The organism is Enteractinococcus coprophilus, assembly GCF_006716305.1.
Lineage (GTDB): Bacteria > Actinomycetota > Actinomycetes > Actinomycetales > Micrococcaceae > Yaniella > Yaniella coprophila.
Genome location: NZ_VFOU01000001.1, coordinates 417280 through 435963 on the forward strand (window position 1 = coordinate 417280; position 18684 = coordinate 435963).

Genomic DNA, 18684 nt, shown 5'->3' on the forward strand with positions numbered 1-18684 from the left:
AGCGGCTTTTAGCTGCGATCTTGATATCGCCTTGTGCCCTCGTCCCAGAAGTAGATCGATATTCCTCAGGTATGGATACCAGAGACGGTTATCCACATTTCTTAGGTCGCATGCCACTGGAGTGCAGATCAGTGGTGGAGTCTCGGTATGACTCAACATCTAGGTACCGAGACCAACCCTGCAGGTCTCATCAGCCAAGCCCTAAAGCTACTGGCCGAAGCGCTCGCGCGCTATCGCGAACCGGATGCCTATGCCAAGCTTGCGCGTTTTACCGTGGAACAGGCGTCAATTGATTGGGGAACCGTTTGGGGTGCTGGGTCTTCACCGCCTCAAGGGACAGCGCGCCCACCAGATATGCCCTTCCCGGTGCTGATCCGAAACATCGAACAACTGTCACGTACGGTTGCAGCGATACAGACCATCATGGCGGGGTTCGCCTCAAATGCGTACTATTCGGACATTGAACGCGTCGAGATTTTCGGCATGCCCGCAGGAAAACCCGCGTTTCGCAACATCGCAGAGTATTTGCGCGACACTTTGCATATCCCGCTGCGGCAAGCCAAGGCTCGCGTGAAGTTAGCCGCAGAACTTGCGCCGGCACCCAGCTTTGACGGCGGACACGTTCCGCAGTCTCGCTACCCTGAAGTGGCACAGCGATTTTTCGAGGCGGTCATTGATTCCTCTGCTGCCGAGATCGTGGTGGATACGGTCAATCAGGTGCAGCGCGAAGCGGTCCAGGCCAAAGCACTTACACCAGAGGTTCAGGACCGTTTGGACTCCGGCCAACAGCATCTCACTGCACTGGCTGCTCAATTAGATCCGGATGGGCTACGCCAAGTGGCCAAGCGATGGTCTCAGCACACCACGTATTGGTTTAACCAAGATGGCGTCCTCAATGACGAGGTCTTGGACCGTAAAAGAGGCGCCTTTTATCGCGGTCACGTCCGAGGCCTGCACAACTGGGTCTTGCGCGTGGATGATCTCTTCCATGAGCGTCTCCGGGTCCTCGCGTCGGTGGTGAATAATCCCAATACCAATTTTGACCCCCTCAAGACCCTGCTCGAAAAACTCTTCGGCACCTCACTACCCAACTTCACGACCCCGGTCATTCGGAAAAAACTTGACGACGCTACCGGACAGCAACCCCTGTTTAGTGAAGACGAGGTCGGAAATCCGGTGACCGCTGCGGACGAACGCACACGCGAGCAAAAGCTGCTTGATGGTATCACCGCAGTCATCGACACCGGTATGTCCTTGGCATCCACGACCTTCCCCGTCGTGGGTGGTAAGCCGCCGCAACTGAGCGTCATCATGGATTATCAGACGCTCTATGACCAACTCACCCACGACTGTCCTGCGACTGGACCGTCACGGCCAAACGCCACGACGTTCATTTCACAGGCGCTCTTCACAGGGCCTATTTCACCATCATCAATAAGACCGTTGTCCTGCGAGGCAGAATTGATCCCAGCGGTCCTTGGCTCAAACGGAGCGTTGCTTGACCTAGGACGCACCGCACGGTTGTTCAGTACAGATCAACGACGAGCGCTCATTGCTCGAGATCGCGGGTGCTCGGCACCGAACTGTAAAATCCCGGCACCCTGGTGCGATGCCCACCATGTAGAAGCCTGGCATACCGGCGGAACAACATCGATCGGTAACGCCGTGCTCTTGTGTTCGCACCATCACCACGCGGTACACGCCGGGATGTGGTCTATCAGTATGCAAGACGGTATCGCCTGGTTCATTCCCGCTGAATACCTCGATCCGGACCGTCGGCCACGACGTAACCGCTTTTGGCGGTGACGTGGGGCGAATCACCACGTATTCGCTATGCTTGAGGTCACCAGGTTACCGAAGTGATGAGCTGAAGAAAGGATCCGCAGCCATGGCAAGAAAACCCTTCAACATGCCACCGAAAGCTTTCGGGCCTGCAGAAGCTGATCCGAATGTTGCTGTCCATGTGTTTCACGCATCAGACGCCCCGGAACCTCGAACGGGGACACCACCCGCCATCACTCGGAAACTCGAAGGTGACGGTGCGAACCTTATTTTCTTGACCTTCACCCCGGGCCAGGTACTCCGCGCCCACACCACAGCCCACCCTATTACGCTGCAAACCCTGCAAGGCACCTTGAAAGTCGTCACCGATGACGGCGAGGTTGATTTGCTGCCAGGAAGCGTAATGCATCTGCACGCGATGGTCGTCCACGAAGTCTCCGCTCCGGAAAATGCTGAGAAACGCAACGTGTTGTTACTGACCATGCTCACCGGCGAACAACATTCAACAGACCCCGAAGCATCCTAGAGCGACACCATCTGAACAGGCGGACGGCATGCGTGAGATCCCGAGAATCATCGACAACGGCAACATCGGACCCGTCAATTCCACACTGATCCCGCGCTACAGCGGCGAATCGACCTTCGCACTGTTACCGCGCCTACGAGATCTAGAAGCTGCAGGACGCAGCGCAGATATTAAAATCATTGGCGCCCCATTTGATACCGGGGTTTCATACCGTCCCGGTGCACGCTTTGGCCCCACCCACGTTCGTCAGGCCTCCCGGCTGCTGCGACCCTATAATCCGGCCACGGGCACATCACCATTTGCCCAAGTACAGGTCTCCGACGCCGGCGATATGGCGTTGAACCCGTTCAATATCGAAGAAGCTATCACCGCGGTAGAACACGACGCGCTGGAACTCACCGCGGACGGCGCTTCACTGCTAACCATCGGCGGTGACCACACCATCGCACTGCCCTTATTGCGTGCGGCATCGCAATGCGCAGGACAACCCGTTGCCCTGTTGCACTTTGATGCGCATCTGGACACGTGGGATACCTATTTTGGGGCTGACTACACCCACGGCACACCGTTTCGACGAGCTGCTGAAGAAGGGCTACTCGATACTTCAGCACTGTGCCACGTCGGCACTCGTGGACCGCTCTACAGCAAGAAAGATTTAGACGACGACGCCCGCTTTGGCTTCGGCATCATCACCAGCGCTGATCTTTACTACAAGGGCGTTGAAACGGTAGTGACTATGCTGCGCGAACGTATCGGAAACAAACCGGTCTATATCTCGCTCGACATCGATGTGCTCGATCCCGCCCACGCACCAGGCACCGCAACACCCGAAGCCGGTGGGCTCACGAGTCGCGAACTATTAGAACTGCTGCGCGGCCTCCGAGGGCTGAACATCATCGGTGCCGATGTCGTCGAAGTGTCACCCAGCTATGATCACGCTGAACTCACCGGGATCGCGGCCGCTCATGCGTGCTATGACCTGCTGTCGTTGATGGCTGACCTCCGTGCTGCCGAGTAAACGATGGCCAACGCACAGGAGATAGACATGCCAACCGGTGGGGACCTGGTCATTGAAACACTATCCGTGCTCGGAGCGACCACCGTTTTTGGTATCCCCGGCCAACATGTCCTGGGACTCTTCGACGCCCTGGGTCGCAGCCCGTTGCGGCTCGTCTCATCGCGGGTCGAAAATAACGCTGCTTTTGCAGCTGATGGTTTCGCTCGTGTGACAGATCAGCCCGGGGTGCTGATCGTCTCGACCGGGCCCGGAGCACTAACCGCGTTAGCAGGTCTCCAAGAAGCCTACGCCAGCAGTATCCCGATGATTGTGATCGCCTCACAAATACCGGAAGCAGGTCTGGGTGGGCGCCGCAAAGGTATGCTGCACGAGCTCGATGACCAAAAAGCTGCTGCGCGCAACGTGACGAAAACACAACACACGATCCATCATGTCTCATCGATTCCAGCGGTCTTGGAAGACGCTTGGCGGACGGCGCTGACTGCTCCCCAAGGGCCGGTGTGGGTCGAGATTCCCCAAGATGTACTGCTCGCCCCCGCTCCCGTACCGTCGCCCGGCGAACTGAACGTCACGATTCCTCAGCTCACACCGCATTCCAGCAGTGTGGCTCGTGCCGCTGAGATCCTCCACGCAGCACGACGTCCTGCCATCGTGGCCGGTGGCGGTGTGCGCCGCTCCGGTGTCGCAGCCCAACAAGCACTGTCCAGGCTTGCTCAACTACTCGACGCGCCGACCGCGTGTACTCCGGGCGGTAATAGCGCGTTTCCCGACGATCATCCCCTATCACTCGGTGGGTGGGTTGAAGACCGCTACCTGACCGAAGTACTGGAGGACGCCGATGTCTTGCTGGCGGTGGGCACTTCGTTAGGAGAAGTCAGCTCGAACTACTACACGATGCAACCGCGCGGCCAGCTCATCCACATCGACGCGGAACCACGCGTGTTGGAATCAAATTATCCTGGCCTCGGCATCAGAGCCGATGCCGGACTGGCACTCGAAGCGATCCTGGCAGCCCTAGAGCGCAGCCCAAAGCCCACCGAAAGTACCTGGCATGGGGTGACCTCCGCCGACTTGGTGCACAACGTGCGCCGGCAGATCGCAGATCGTCTTGGCCAACAAGACCTCGAGCATGAACAGTCCATCATGCGATCCATCCGCAACGCGCTGCCCGATAAGGCGCACACGTTCTGGGACATGACCATTGCAGGCTATTGGGCCTGGAACACCTGGGATGCCAAGCAGGGAGCATTTCATTCTGCACAGGGCGCCGGAGGTATCGGCTACGCATTCCCCGCAGCGCTAGGTGGTGCGGTTGGTTTAGAACAACGCGTGCTGGCCGTTTCCGGCGATGGTTCGGCGATGTATTCGATTGCCGAACTTGCCACCGCCCGCCAGCACGATCTCGCCGTGACGTGGTTGATCATTGATGACGGCGGCTACGGGATCCTGCGAGAATACATGCAAGTTGCCTTCGGAGCCACCGTCGGCACCGAGCTGACGCGTCCGGATTTTGTTGCATTGGTCCAATCATTCGGCATCCCAGCCACGTTGGCTGCGCCCGACTCACTGGCGGATGATCTGCAGGCAGCATGGCTGGCCACCGGTCCCAATGTGCTGGTGCTGCAAACCACGCTGAAAATGTGGCAGCCCACGCATCAGATCAGCGCTCCTCCTGAGCAATGAACCCGATGGCCATGGCATATGACGAGCGGTTAGCGTTTGATCGTCAACTCGATGATTTCCAGAATGTAGGGTGCGACGATATTGCGTGAAATGCGCAGATCCACCACCAGCGTGCCGCGTGCGCCATCGTCCACCCAGGTTTGGACTTGGTCTAGCTCATCCAGAGTGTTCACCACGACTCCCTGAGCTCCGAAACCCTTGGCGACCGTGGCAAAATCGAGCTGTTCAATCTCCATGATCTGCTCATCGAGACCTTGGGAGCCGTACTGGTGGATTTCCGCGCCGTAGCAAGCGTCATTAAAAACCAGCACGACGGCGCTCTTGGCGGTCTGCACTAGCGCGTGGAGATCGGGCAGGCCCATGGCACCACCGCCATCGCCGGTTGCAACGATGGTTGTGGCATCAGGGCGTGCCCGGGCTGCACCGGGCGCCGAAGGCAAACCTAAGCCGATGGATTGATATTGGGTGCCGACCATGATGAGGCTATCGGGCGCTGGCAGATCGAAGTAGTAGCTGGACCAACCAATGAAGTGTCCACCGTCGGAAACGACCTGCCGGTTTACCGGCAGGATCTCATTGAGACGGTGCATTGCGCTGCGGGGATCTAACAGTCCGTCCTCTGCCTGGCCGGTGCCGGTATCGCGGGTAAAATTCAACGTTGAATCTCGAGCATGTTCAGCTTCGCCTGCCCAAGGCGTGGCCGGTGGCGCGTGAGTTTCGAGTCGTGACAAGAGCGCTTCGAGGGTGGGTTTAGCGTCGCCGCGCAAGAAGACATTCACGCGGTCGTTGGTTTTATCCTGTGCCAGGTCGATCTGGATTAGCTGTGCGTCAGGGTTGAATTGGGTGTTGAATGCCGTGGTGAACTGGTTGAGTCCGGCACCCGCGACCAGTACGACGTCGGCGGTACGGATCAGATCTGAGGACGCTTCAGAAGCAAAGCCACCGCACACGCCGAGATCGTAGCGTCGGCCCGCAAATGTTCCGCGTGCTGGTGCTGAGGAGGCGGTCAGCCCGCCGAGTCGATCGGCCAGTTCGCCCAGGAGACCTGCGGCTTCACGAGCTCCGCGACCTGCAATGATGAGCGGGCGTCTGGCCCCGACCAGCAGCGGGACGACGTCATCCAACACGCGGCCAGGAACTTCTGGCGCAGCAGGGACTGCAGCTGCGACGACGTTCGGCTCAGGCTCGGCTTGCGCAGCGCCGATGTCATGTGGGATACACAGCACGACCGGCACACGCTGGGCAAGAGCCATGTCAAAAGCGTCTGTTGTCGCCTGGGCTGGATTCGACGTCATGACAGTGATGGTTGGTGCACCAACGCTGGTGGCGATGGCCACCTGGTCAACGTCCCAGGGTCGCGGGCCGGTAGTTGGTTGGCCACCGACAACGAAGACCATCGGGGTGCGCGATTGCACGGCCTCGGCCAGCGGGGTGATGGCATTGGTGTAACCGGGGCCGAAGGTCGTCGTCGCCACCGCGATTTTACGACTGACCCGGTAGTAGGCGTCTGCCGAGGCGACGGTGCCGGCTTCGTGGCGTAGCCCCGTCATACGAACCTTGCCATCGCGAGCCAGAGCATCAGTGAAATAGGCGTTGCCGTTACCCATCAGAGCGAAAATTTCGCTGGTATGCTCGGCGACAATGCGAGCTACAACTTCAGAAACGGTAGTCACGGTAAAGATTCCTTGGTGAGCTGACTGATGGTGCATTGAGAACAAGACTACCGAGCTAGTGCAGTGCGCTGCGCGACACCAGATCGTCAAAGATCATAAATGTTTGAGTATCGACCACGCCCGCCAGCGGCTGGATTTCGTCAAAGACCACTCGGCGCAGGTCTGCGGCATCTTTCGCCCGAACCAACAGGATCACATCCATCGGCCCGCCGGTCAGGGCGACGTGCCAGATTTCTGGGATGTCGAGTAGTTGTTGGCGCAGGGCACGCCAGTTATGTTGACGAAGCTTCAGAATAACGTGCGCTGAGGCTCCAAACCCCATTTTTAGGGGATCAACTTTCACCGTAAAACCGGTGATCACTCCGGTGTTCTGTAAATGCTGGAGCCTTGCGTGGCAGTGTGCGCGCGAAATGTGCGCTTTCTCGGCCAGTGCGGTCATCGATATCCGGCCGTCCTGGGCCAGGATCGAAATGATATTTCGGTCGGTCGAATCCAAGGCAGGAGCCTGCACAGACCACTCTTCCGGCGTCGTCACGGCCATCACCATTTCGCTATTGAAATTCAAACTTTTCGGACAATGTGTATACCAGTGTAGAGGTATTAGTGATATCTGTCGCTGATTCTCGAAGTACGGTCCACTGTTCGATTCCTCCGGTCATACTGGAGGCATTGTTACTATGCTCACACGAGAGGACCGTCAGCTATGATGCCGGACAACGTGCAACCTGATCTCTCAGAAGAACAAGCTAAGAAGCTCGGGATCAGTCTTGAAGACTATTTACTTCCCACCCACGGACGTATTCAAATGATCTCGGAAACCGGCGAGCTCTTGCCACCCGAGGAGCAGGGCCACACCCCTGGCCACGAGTACCCGATGCCCGAGGTCGATGAGCTGTTAGAAGGGTATCGCCAATTAGTCATTGGCCGCCGAGTCAATGATCAAAACTACGCGCTGGTCCGCCAGGGCCGTATGGCCGTCTATCCGTCGTCACACGGCCAAGAAGCCTCTGAGGTCGCGGCCGCCCTGTGTTTGTCCCCCAGCGATTGGCTCTTTCCGACCTATCGTGACACGGTAGCGGTCATCGCGCGAGGCGTGGACCCTCTCGAAGTCATGACTTCATTTCGAGGGGACTGGCACCAGGGGTATAACCCTCATGACCGCAACACTTCGATTCAATCGACCCCGCTGACCACCCAGCTCTTGCACGCCGTGGGCATGGCACATGCAGCACGTCTGAAGGGCGAAGATGTCGTTGTGCTAGGCATGGTCGGCGATGGTGGGACTTCCGAGGGAGATTTCCACGAAGCCTTGAACTTCGCATCCGTCTTCCGGCTACCGGTCATCTTTTTTGTGCAGAACAATAAGTATGCGATTTCGGTTCCGCTCTCCCGCCAGACCGCCGCCCCGTCGCTGGCGCATAAAGCGGTGGGTTATGGCATGGCCGGAGAACTTGTGGATGGCAACGATCTAGCAGCGCTGCTGGCCGTCCTTGGCAGGGCTGTCAAGCTCTGTCACGAAGGTGGCGGACCGTTTTTGGTCGAAGCGGACACGTATCGGATTCAGTCGCATACCAACGCCGATGACGCGACCCGGTACCGGCAGAGCAAAGAAGTTGATGAGTGGACTCGGCGGGATCCCATTACCCGGATGCGTGCCTACCTGCAGTCGCAGGGCGCCCTGACAGAGGAGCTGGAAGCCCAGTATCAGGCCGATGCCGAAGACGTCGCTACCGCGCTGCGTGAGGCGATGGGACAACAACCTGACCTGCAACCACTAGACCTGTTCGATCACGTCTACACGGTGCAAACTCCGCAGCTGGCCGAACAGCGGGCCCAGCTTGCTGAAGAACTCGCCCGCGACAACCACACAGACGACACGACAGCGTAAGGAGCCTGGCATGAGTAAGGAAAAATCTACCCTGACCCTGGCCGCAGCACTCAATGCGGCACTGGCCGATGAGATGTCGGCCGATGATCTCGTGGTGGTTTTCGGTGAGGATGTCGGCACGCTGGGCGGCGTGTTCCGAATTACCGAAGGCTTGACCCAGCAATTCGGCGATGACCGCTGTTTTGACACCCCGCTCGCGGAATCTGGGATTGCCGGCACTGCCATCGGGATGGCGATCGGCGGGGTGCGGCCGGTCATCGAAATGCAATTCGATGCCTTTGCCTACCCGGCCTTTCAACAAATGATCAGTCATATGGCCAAGATGCGCAACCGGACTAAGGGCGCCGTGTCGCTGCCGATTACCGTACGGATTCCCTACGGCGGTGGCATTGGCGGGGTCGAACACCACTCGGATTCTTCAGAGTCTTTCTATGCACACGCCGCGGGACTGAAAGTGTATACGCCGGCAAGCGTGGAAGATGCCTACCTGATGCTGCGGTATGCGATTCGGTTGGATGATCCGGTTATTTTCATGGAACCCAAGAAACTGTACTGGACCAAGGCAGACGTCTCACTAGAAGAGCTGCGCGAAGAATTCAACACTCGCTGGGCACAGGTCGAAGACCGCCGCGAACACGGTGAAGCCTATGCTCGAGCTGCCGTGGTCCGGGAGGGAGACGACGTCACCCTCGTGTCTTACGGCCCGTCGGTTACCACGTGCTTGTCGGCCGCCGAAGCAGCCGAAGATGAGGGCATCAGTGTCGAAGTCATCGATCTACGCACCATCAATCCCCTGGACGAACGTACCATCGTAGACTCGGTCACCAAAACGGGTCGGGCCGTTGTCGTTGCCGAGCCGCAAGGTTTCGCATCGGTTGCCTCCGAACTGGTGGCACGCATTCAGCAGCGTTGCTTCCACTCGCTGGCGGCCCCGGTGTTGCGCGTGACAGGTTTCGACATCCCGTATCCGCCACCGATGCTGGAGAAGTACTACTTGCCCAATGTTGATCGCATTTTGGATGCCATTGATGATCTGCAATGGGACGATACCCCAGTCGATTACCGTTCGGCCGTGACAGTAGGAGGCAACCGATGACGACCCAAGTATTCGACCTGCCGGATCTCGGCGAAGGGCTGACCGAAGCCGACCTTGTCAACTGGCTTGTGGCCGTTGGCGACACCATCACCGTGGACCAGCCGATCGCCGAGGTCGAAACCGCTAAAGCCCTGGTGGAAGTGCCCTCCCCGTATGCCGGGACGGTGCACACGCTGCACGGCAACCCGGGTGACACATTGCACGTGGGCAATCCCCTGATCACCGTTGCAACCACGGCCGACGACGGCGAGCGCCCCGGTGCACTGGATTATCGAGAAGAAGAACGCGCCGGCATCACCATCTCGGAAGATAGTGATGATGGGGCGTCCGGCAATGTACTCATCGGCTACGGGACCTCGGGCGGCACAACGACCGGGCGCACGCGCCGGTCCAAACGGGCTGTGAAACCCGCCAGGAATGGCACATCGGATCCGCAGGGGGCATCAGATGGCGCCAGCGCGCCCCGGGTGATTTCTCCGCTGGTACGCCAGTTAGCCAGACGCCACGAGATCGATCTTCGACAGCTCACCGGCAGCGGACCCGAAGGCGTTATCCTGCGAGCAGACGTCATGGCAGCTATCGACGGGGTCGCGCAGCAGCCCGCGCCCACAGCCTCACAACCAGCTCAAGCCCAACCGGCCGCCGATCACGCGACTGCTCCAGCGGGCCTTGCGATTGCCGAGCGCGTCCCGGTGACCGGAGTCCGCAAGATGATCGCCGACCAGATGGTGCGCTCGCGCTCGACCATCCCGGACGCGACCTCATGGGTAGATGTGGATGTCACCGAGCTACTGGACCTCCAAAGCCGGCTCAAAGCCGAGAACCCGGAGACTGCACCGAGCTTCTTGGGCCTGATTGCCCGGTTCGTGACCGCCGCACTGCGCCGCTACCCGGTGCTCAACACGCGGTTCGTAGAGACCGACGACGGCGCTGAGCTCGTCTATTTTGATGGGATTAACTTAGGCATTGCCACCGACAGCGAGCGCGGGCTGGTGGTTCCGGCGGTGGAACACGCCGAACGCTACTCTGCACGCGAGCTCACCGGCGAGATCCGACAACTGGTTGACAAAGCCCGCCGCGGCCAATGCACGGTAGCAGAACTGACCCGCGGCACGTTCACCCTGAATAACTACGGGGTGCTGGGAGTCGATGGCGCGGCTGCGATTATTAATGCACCCGAGGTCGCCATCATGGGCCTGGGTCGGATCATCGACCGCCCGTGGGTTGTGGAGGGACAGCTGGCGGTGCGCAAGGTGACCGAACTGACGCTGTCCTTTGATCACCGTGTGACGGACGGCGCGACTGCATCAGCATTCCTGACCACGGTGGCCGACGCGATGCAGCACCCGACCTCAATCCTGGCCGATCTGTAAGGCTGACACTGCCACTTCACGGTCGCGGGGTCTTCGAGCACAAGCTCGTAAGGCCTCGCGATCGTTAGTTTTCAACCAGTGAGGATGTGTGGCGGATGAGCGCGGCGAGCCCGAATTGAAAGGGCGGTTCCGCATACTGGTTTCGTACGGTCCCAGCTGCATTATCACCGAGGTCAGGAGTGTGGACCCGGGATGCTTTGACCACGCGATCCAACCAAGCGCTATCTTCCGTGACGTCGTCGGTAGCAAAAATTGTCGATGGCGCATCAACATCTAGAGCCGAACCGAAGAGGAATGACTCAAACGCCACGACCACGCTGAGTATCTGAGTATCCGGGATGCCAGCGCTGGCCAGTGCCTGCGCCACTGTGTTGTACATGCGCAAGGTTTTGGGCGCTTCGGACACCGGGGTTACCGCGATAGTGGGAATCAGCGACGGGTACTCTGCGAACACCGCACGATAGGACACTGCCCAGTCGCGCAGCGCCTCCTCAAGCGTGGCCTGTTGGTCAAGGAGCCGCTGCATGCCCTCAAGCGACACCTGAGATACCAGTGCATCCTGAATGAGCAGTATGATATCGGCCTTATTCGTCACATGGTTATACAACGCGGATGCTGCAACTTTGAGCTGTTTGGCCAGCTTGGTCATCGTCAAGTTTTCAAGCCCCCGAGCGGTGACGAGCTCGAGTGCTTGTTCACCAATCAGCTCGCGACTCAACACCGGTTTGACGGGGCGACCCGCACTGCGTTTCGTAGTGTTCACTATGTCCTCAAATCCAGATGTGATACGTCGACCATCTTACAAGTGCGGCGCAGTTTTCCCAGGCTGACGTGTTGAGTTCCGGGGCTTTGCAACAGGACCTACAGTGTGTATCATGTCACTAAATGAACCGCATTCATTATCAGGGGAATCTGTGACAAGTTTGTATCAAACACAACCAAACCGTCCAACCATTCAACGCGATGTCGTGGTGATCGGTGCCGGCCCAGCCGGCCTGATGGCCGCCTATACGCTGAAGAAAGCCGGCAAGTCCGTTGCGGTTCTTGAGGCGCGCAGCCGCGTGGGCGGGCGCACCTGGAACGGGAAGGTCCAAGACGAAGCGGGTAATGAACACTTCATCGAAATCGGCGGCCAATGGATCTCACCGGATCAGACACGCCTGATCGACCTGGTCGATGAACTGGAGCTAACAACGTTCGCCCGTTACCGTGACGGCCAGAACGTCTATGTCTCACCCGATGGCACCCGCCACACCTACACGGGTGACCAGCTGCCGGTATCCGAGACGACGGCAGCAGAGATCGACAAGCTCATTGACCTGTTGAATGCCAAGGTCACCGAAATGGACGTGGCACAGCCCTGGGCGATGCCCGGGGCCGAACAGTTAGATGCGATCTCGTTTCGGGACTGGTTGAAACAGCACTCGGATGATCAAGAGGCCATTGATAACGTTTCGATCTACATTGCCTCGGGCATGCTGACCAAACCCGCTCATACGTTTTCAGCGCTGCAGGCGATTCTCATGGCGGCATCCGCCGGATCCTTTACCAACCTGGTGGACGAAGACTTCATTTTAGACAAACGCGTGGTGGGCGGCATGCAGTCGGTCTCCCAGAAAATGGCTAAATATCTTGGCGAGGACGTGTACCTGTCCTCCCCGGTACGCCAGCTGGACTGGGCCACCGTCGATCCCGACACCGCCGATGCGCTGAATCACGTAGCCGCAGACGTGCGCAATGGGGTACCCGACGACGGCGCTCCGGGTGATGTAACAGCGTATTCGGATACCGTGATTGTTCACGCCACAAACGCCGTACTGGCCGTTCCGCCGAACTTGTATCACCGGATCCAATACGTACCACCGCTGCCCCGCGAGCACATGGTCGCCCACCAGCACATCTCCATGGGTCTGGTCATTAAAGTCCACGCCGTGTATGAAACCCCGTTCTGGCGCGATAAGGGACTCTCCGGCACCGGCTTCGGGGGCGGGCGCATGGTCCAGGAGGTCTATGACAACACGAACTACGGCCCAAACCTGGTCGACGATGCAACGGCAGAAAACCCTCACGGCACCCTGGTGAGCTTTGTATCTGATGTCCACGCCGAGACCCTGTGGGCGATGCCCGCCGAGGAGCGCAAACAGCGCATTCTGGAAGAACTCGCGGTGTATCTGGGCGACGAAGCCCTGCATCCGATCGCGTTTTTCCTGTCCGATATGGCCGCCGAGGAGTGGACCCGCGGCGCATATGCCACCAGCTATGACCTCGGCGGGCTCAGCCGCTGGGGGCACCTGCAAAACCGGCCAACCGGTTCCATCTATTACGCCTGTTCTGATATTGCCGCCGAGGGCTATCAACACGTCGACGGCGCAATCCGACAGGGCGAGCTGGTGGCCCAACGCATCCTGGAGAGGTTGTCATGAGCACCCCCACCTTCCGAAACCTGATCATCGCCTACACCGCAACCGAGCCCGGCCGCGATGCGCTGAACCTCGGGATCGCCATGGCCCGGACCTCCGGCGCCCATCTGAATCTGGTGACCGTGATCCCGGAAGACAACGTCTATGCTGCGGTCTACCCTTCGGATCGTGGCCACATGCCCATCATCCAACAACAGGTCCGCGAATGGCTCGAACAAGCCCAGGCGTCTCTGCCGGCGGATATTAGCAGCAGTATCCACACGATCAGCGACTCTTCCGATGCTGCCGGACTACTTACGGCGACTCAACAGCTCAACGGCTCAGCCATCGTGCTGGGTGGTCGGCGCGGCGGGCTGCTGCGGCGCTTCCGACTCGGCGGCACAGCCACCACGCTATTGCACTCCAGCCCCGTGCCCGTGGCGCTGGCTCCGGGCGGCTACCAGAACCAAGAAAAACTCTCGTGGCTCACCGCGATGTTCGGGACACGACCCGGCGCCGAAGCCGTGATTCAATACGCGCTGGCCGCCGCGCAGTCCTTCAACCTCCCGCTGCGACTGGTCTCCTTATTATTCCTAGATCAAGCTCAAGCCGACTCCTTACCCGACGGCATCGAGACCGCAGATCTGATTGCCCAGGTCGAACAATTCGGCAACGAGCAACTCGCTGCCCAGGCCGCCGACATGGTAGCCAACGACCAGGCCGCCACGGTCGTGGCAACCGGCAAAGATGTCCACGACGCCGTCGAGGCGCTGACCTGGATGGAACACGAACTGGTGATCTTCGGCTCCTCACGACTCGCCTCAAACCAACACACGTTTCTAGGCGCTACAGCCGCCAGAATTCTGCGACACATCCCCTCCCCCATGATGGTCATCCCCGCGGAGACCACCTAACAGCCGGCCGCAACCCGGCGACTTGAACCGAAAGAGGTATCTTGTGAGCACCTCCCCTCCTCTGAGCACCCCCAGCTCAACGCCGTCTGGCAAGACTCCAGAACGCGGTCGCTCAGCCAAAGGCCTAGCAACCGGGCAGATCGGCATTATTGGGGCCACCGTCATCGGCGTCTCGTGTATTGCCCCGGCCTACACACTGACCTCCGGTCTGGGACCAACCATCTCCACGGTCGGCACCCAAGTCCCCGCGATCCTGCTCGTCGGTTTTATCCCGATGCTGCTGGTGGCTTTTGGGTATCGAGAACTCAACAATCGCGTCCCCGACTCCGGCACGTCGTTTACTTGGAGCGTCAAGGCTTTCAACCCGTGGATCGGGTGGATGAACGGCTGGGGCCTGATCGCAGCAACCGTGATCGTGTTATCCAACCTGGCTGCGGTCGCCGTCGACTTCTTCTATATCCTGTTATCCCAGGTTCTCGGCAACCCCGATATCGCCCTGTGGACCCAGAACCTGTGGATCAATATTCCGACGACCCTGGTCTTCACCGCGATCGCTGCATGGGTGGCCTACCGCGGTCTCGACACGACCCAGAAACTGCAATACCTGCTGGTCACCTTCCAGGTGCTAGTGCTGGGAGCATTTGTGGTTGCCGCATTAGTTCAGACCAACAACGGTCAGGCCTTCGATGCCACACCGGTCAGCCTGGACTGGTTCAACCCGCTAGAAATCACCGACTTCTCGGTCTTTGCCGCCGGGATCTCGCTGTCGATCTTCATGTTCTGGGGCTGGGACGCGGTGTTGACCATGAACGAAGAAACTCGCAACCCGGAAAAAACCCCGGGCCGGGCAGCCACCCTGACCATTTTGATCATCATCACCCTCTACATCCTGGTCACCATCGGTGTAATCGCCTGGGCCGGTATCGGCGATCAAGGCTTAGGCGCTGGCAACCCAGAGAACCAGGAGTCAATTTTCGCCGTCCTGTCCGGTCCAGTCCTTGGGCCAGTGGCCATCCTGATGTCGATCGCGATCCTGGCTTCGTCGTTTGCTTCCCTACAAACCACCATGATCTCCCCGTCCCGAACCATCCTGGCTATGGGCTACTACAAAGCGTTCCCACCGGCCTTTTCGAAAATCTCGCCACGGTTCCGCACCCCGTCGGTTGCGACCATCGCCTCGGCGGTCGGCACCGCAGGGTTTTACACGATCACCCGTCTGATCAGTGAAAACGCCCTGTGGGACACCATCACCGCCTTGGGGTTGATGATCTGTTTCTACTACGGGATCACGGCCATGGCCTGCGTGTGGTTTTTCCGCAAAGAACTCACCGGTTCCGTGCGCGACTTCCTATTCCGCGGCCTGTTCCCGGGCATCGGTGGCGTGGTGCTGCTGGTCATGTTCTTCCAGACGGCCGTAGACTCGATTGACCCGTCCTATGGTTCGGGCACTTCCCTGGGTGGTATCGGCATGGTATTCATCCTAGGTATGGGGGTTCTATTACTCGGTGTGGTCCTGATGATCTGGACGCGCATCAAACACCCTGCGTTTTTCGCCGGTGAAACCCTACCGAAAACGACTTCTCTTACCGACGACACAACAACCATCACCACGATTTAGGAGCACCATTTTGGTCACCCCTGGCGTATTCCAAACCATCAACCCCGCAACCGGAGAGGTCCTTGCCGAGTATCCCACTATTGCCGACGGCGACGTCGACGGTCTCGTTGCGACATCACGCGAGGCTTTTGCCTCCTGGCGCAGCCTGCCCATCGAAGAACGCGCCGCAAAGGTCGAAAAACTGGCGAGCCTGCTGGAAGAAAACGCTGACGAGCTCGCGTCGATCATGACCAAGGACATGGGCAAACCACTGCACGAGGCCAAAGACGAGACCGAGTTCAGCGCCGAGATTTTCCGCTACTACGCAACCAATGGCCCGAAGTTTGCCGCGGATCAGCAGGTCAGTGAGGACGACGACACGGTCTCATATATTCAGCGTCGTCCGGTCGGTCCCCTGTTGGGGATCATGCCGTGGAACTTCCCGTACTATCAGATCGCCCGGTTCGCAGCACCGAACCTGGTGTTGGGCAACACCATCATCCTGAAACACGCCGAGTCGTGCCCTGAATCCGCGCTGGCTATGCAGCGGATGATGGATGAGGCCGGCATTCCGGAGGGCGTCTATCAAAATGTATTTGCCACCCATGAGCAGATCTCAGCATTCATTGCCCACCCGCACGTCCAGGGTGTTTCACTCACCGGCTCCGAGCGCGCCGGTGCGGCCATTGCCGAACAGGCTGGCAAGCACCTCAAGAAAGCCGTGTTGGAGCTGGGCGGTTCGGACCCGTATGTCATTTTGAGTACCGATGATGTCAAAGCAGCAGCCGAGCAGGCCTTTGCCGTGCGCATGGAAAACATGGGTCAGGCCTGTAACTCGAATAAGCGCATGATTGTCATGGACGATATTTATGATGATTTCGTTTCCGAGATGGTCAACCTGGCGTCCGATCTCAAACCGGGTGACCCGAGCCAACCCGAGGACAATGCCTACTCACCGCTGTCGTCGGAAAAAGCCGCCGAGGGTCTGGTTGATCAAATTCAGCGGGCCAAAGCAGCTGGCGCGACCGTTCATGTCGGTGGTGACCGTCCAGACCTGCCGGGATTCTATGTCCAGCCCACCGTGGTGACGGATGTGCCGCAAGGTTCCGAAATTTACTATGAAGAATTCTTCGGACCGGTCATCAATATCTTCCGGGTGGAATCCGATGAAGAAGCCCTGCAGCTGGCCAACGATTCCCAGTACGGCCTGGGTTCTGCAGTGTTTGCCACCGATGCCGATCGTGCCCGCAAATTCGCTGATCAACTCGATGCCGGTATGGTCGGGGCCAACACCTCGCCGGAAGAATCCGCCGAAGTGCCCTTTGGTGGAGTCAAACGCTCAGGCTACGGACGCGAACTCGGCCCGGTTGGCATGGACGAATTCGTCAACAAACGCCTGTTCACGGTCAAAAAATAACTGCACGAGATAACAAATGCGGGAGCCAGCCTAATGCTGACTCCCGCATTTTTCATTGAGCTAGTTACCATCGGACCCGAATACCCAACGGAAAGCAGATATCTGCCAGCCAGTTTCTGTCGGGCATCCTGCTGAAAATTCTAGCCACGGAGGGGTCGGCGACGAGCGCATCTGATTCGACGCGGTCACCAAAGAGTACAACCGCTACGGTATCGTTACAGCGATTACTCATCCACGCCACCCCTTCGTATCCTGCACGATGCGCAGCTTGCGCCCAGCGGACAGTCTTGGGATAAGTGTGCATGTCCGATGACGTGAGCGCCTGATGAGTGGTGCCAAGCGCCCGAAGCCCGGTGCCCATAAACTTTGCTAATTTCAGTGTTCTACGAGTACGAAACGCCGCCATAACTGTCCGCATATAGTCTGCTGGGATGAGGGCGCCACCAGCGGCTGGAATATCCCTGAGCAGGGTCTCAGAGATTGCGGCTTCAGCCGAGTACGCTGCGTACAATACCGGAACAATATCTCCGGCATCATCAGTAAAAAATGCAAAACGAGTCGGTGCTCCGTAGCCTGGGTTGAAGTCAGTGACTCGTCTCCCACCGTCATTGTTCAAAACCCGGTACAACAGTTGTTGGGTTTGAACAGTAAAGGTCTCTGCGACTCGTAGACCCGTAGGCCACTGAGTTTCTACCACTGGGCTCCAAATCGGCCACGGAATACGGCCAGCACCTGTTCGGAGTTAGCAATCACATCCACGGGTCGCTTACCACCCAGACTCGGGGACTCCAGGAGAAACCACTGTGCCACATCCTCATCAGTAACGTTAAGCTCCGTGGCTTCACGCAGTACTTGCAACACTGACTCGTAGATCTCGCCGGACTCGGTGAATTGGAAGCCCGGGTAGCGATAGGCATTGCGCCGAGAAATACCTAAGATTTTGTGAGCTTTCCGGCGGTCATTGGCGAACCCGCCGGTGGTCTGTTTTGAACCTGAGATCTGCGCTACCGTTCGGCCATCGAGGAAGCCAAACTCCGTTTCCATATCGCGCCAAGCATTTTCCGTTGCGACAACCCCTGCCGCCATCTGCGGTGAGATCGGTTGTTCCAACGCTTCCACAGCTTCACCCAATAACCGCATGGAATGTACCATCTGTTGGTATGCAACGGTCTCTTTGATCGCGAACCGCTCTGCTTGAGGGTCGGGCCTATGCGATACCATGTGACCCTCCTTTCCTTCGATTCAATCTTATATCCCTGATAGACGGAAATGAAGGGGCAGGTCATGTGGCCTGCTGAGCTATTTCTGGAATGACGCT

16 protein-coding genes are annotated in these 18684 nt (G+C 58.6%); 11 read left to right on the plus strand and 5 right to left on the minus strand.

Going from position 1 to position 18684, the window contains the following annotated elements:
• Positions 1 to 147 precede the first annotated feature (147 nt).
• From FB556_RS01955 to FB556_RS01970, 4 genes are all read left to right on the plus strand, one after another.
• Positions 148 to 1806 (plus strand): HNH endonuclease signature motif containing protein, encoded by a 1659-nt coding sequence (locus FB556_RS01955; RefSeq protein WP_141864256.1) that lies wholly within the window; start codon positions 148 to 150, stop codon positions 1804 to 1806.
• An 82-nt stretch (positions 1807 to 1888) separates the two neighbouring features.
• Positions 1889 to 2308, plus strand: a complete 420-nt coding sequence (locus FB556_RS01960) for a cupin domain-containing protein (protein ID WP_211343949.1) — start codon at positions 1889 to 1891, stop codon at positions 2306 to 2308.
• A gap of 28 nt (positions 2309 to 2336) precedes the next feature.
• A complete protein-coding gene (speB, locus tag FB556_RS01965) occupies positions 2337 to 3326 on the plus strand; it encodes an agmatinase (RefSeq protein WP_141864258.1) in 990 nt (329 codons plus the stop codon).
• Between the two features lie 27 nt (positions 3327 to 3353).
• On the plus strand, positions 3354 to 5009 hold the full coding sequence (locus FB556_RS01970) for a thiamine pyrophosphate-binding protein (protein WP_246057159.1): 1656 nt from the start codon (positions 3354 to 3356) through the stop codon (positions 5007 to 5009).
• Between the two features lie 29 nt (positions 5010 to 5038).
• Here FB556_RS01970 and FB556_RS01975 read toward each other — a convergent pair whose 3' ends face one another.
• Positions 5039 to 6682: a thiamine pyrophosphate-binding protein gene (locus FB556_RS01975; protein ID WP_246057160.1), complete on the minus strand. Its 1644-nt coding sequence runs from the start codon at positions 6680 to 6682 to the stop codon at positions 5039 to 5041.
• 55 nt (positions 6683 to 6737) lie between these two features.
• Positions 6738 to 7217: an Lrp/AsnC family transcriptional regulator gene (locus tag FB556_RS01980; protein ID WP_379984652.1), complete on the minus strand. Its 480-nt coding sequence runs from the start codon at positions 7215 to 7217 to the stop codon at positions 6738 to 6740.
• Between the two features lie 171 nt (positions 7218 to 7388).
• Between FB556_RS01980 and FB556_RS01985 the strand changes: the two genes are divergently transcribed.
• Genes FB556_RS01985 through FB556_RS01995 form a run of 3 tightly spaced genes read left to right on the plus strand, consistent with a single transcriptional unit; the run spans position 7389 to position 11039 of the window.
• Complete coding sequence (locus FB556_RS01985) at positions 7389 to 8570, plus strand: thiamine pyrophosphate-dependent enzyme (RefSeq protein ID WP_141865277.1); 1182 nt, start codon at positions 7389 to 7391, stop codon at positions 8568 to 8570.
• A gap of 10 nt (positions 8571 to 8580) precedes the next feature.
• The gene (locus FB556_RS01990; protein WP_141864264.1) at positions 8581 to 9666 is read left to right on the plus strand and encodes an alpha-ketoacid dehydrogenase subunit beta; all 1086 of its coding nucleotides are present in this window, start codon (positions 8581 to 8583) and stop codon (positions 9664 to 9666) included.
• Positions 9663 to 11039, plus strand: coding sequence for a dihydrolipoamide acetyltransferase family protein (locus FB556_RS01995; protein ID WP_141864267.1), 1377 nt, complete (start codon positions 9663 to 9665; stop codon positions 11037 to 11039). Before FB556_RS01990 ends, FB556_RS01995 begins: the two co-directional genes overlap by 4 nt.
• A 64-nt stretch (positions 11040 to 11103) precedes the next feature.
• On the opposite strand, the gene FB556_RS02000 is transcribed toward FB556_RS01995, so the two are convergent.
• A complete protein-coding gene (locus FB556_RS02000; RefSeq protein ID WP_246057161.1) occupies positions 11104 to 11802 on the minus strand; it encodes a TetR/AcrR family transcriptional regulator in 699 nt (232 codons plus the stop codon).
• Positions 11803 to 11914: 112 nt separating this feature from the next.
• Between FB556_RS02000 and FB556_RS02005 the strand changes: the two genes are divergently transcribed.
• The 4 genes from FB556_RS02005 to FB556_RS02020 all read left to right on the plus strand — a co-directional run bounded on the left by FB556_RS02005 (position 11915) and on the right by FB556_RS02020 (position 17366).
• Positions 11915 to 13462, plus strand: a complete 1548-nt coding sequence (locus FB556_RS02005) for a flavin monoamine oxidase family protein (protein ID WP_141864269.1) — start codon at positions 11915 to 11917, stop codon at positions 13460 to 13462.
• Positions 13459 to 14352: a universal stress protein gene (locus FB556_RS02010; RefSeq protein WP_141864271.1), complete on the plus strand. Its 894-nt coding sequence runs from the start codon at positions 13459 to 13461 to the stop codon at positions 14350 to 14352. Before FB556_RS02005 ends, FB556_RS02010 begins: the two co-directional genes overlap by 4 nt.
• A gap of 61 nt (positions 14353 to 14413) precedes the next feature.
• On the plus strand, positions 14414 to 15970 hold the full coding sequence (locus FB556_RS02015; RefSeq protein ID WP_246057206.1) for an APC family permease: 1557 nt from the start codon (positions 14414 to 14416) through the stop codon (positions 15968 to 15970).
• 10 nt (positions 15971 to 15980) lie between these two features.
• Positions 15981 to 17366, plus strand: a complete 1386-nt coding sequence (locus FB556_RS02020; RefSeq protein ID WP_141864275.1) for an NAD-dependent succinate-semialdehyde dehydrogenase — start codon at positions 15981 to 15983, stop codon at positions 17364 to 17366.
• Positions 17367 to 17430: 64 nt separating this feature from the next.
• Here FB556_RS02020 and FB556_RS02025 read toward each other — a convergent pair whose 3' ends face one another.
• Both FB556_RS02025 and FB556_RS02030 read right to left on the minus strand, forming a co-directional pair.
• A complete protein-coding gene (locus FB556_RS02025) occupies positions 17431 to 18063 on the minus strand; it encodes an RES family NAD+ phosphorylase (RefSeq protein ID WP_170200326.1) in 633 nt (210 codons plus the stop codon).
• Positions 18057 to 18587, minus strand: a complete 531-nt coding sequence (locus FB556_RS02030) for a hypothetical protein (protein ID WP_141864279.1) — start codon at positions 18585 to 18587, stop codon at positions 18057 to 18059. The genes FB556_RS02025 and FB556_RS02030 overlap by 7 nt, the downstream gene beginning before the upstream one ends.
• Between the last annotated feature and the right edge of the window lie 97 nt (positions 18588 to 18684).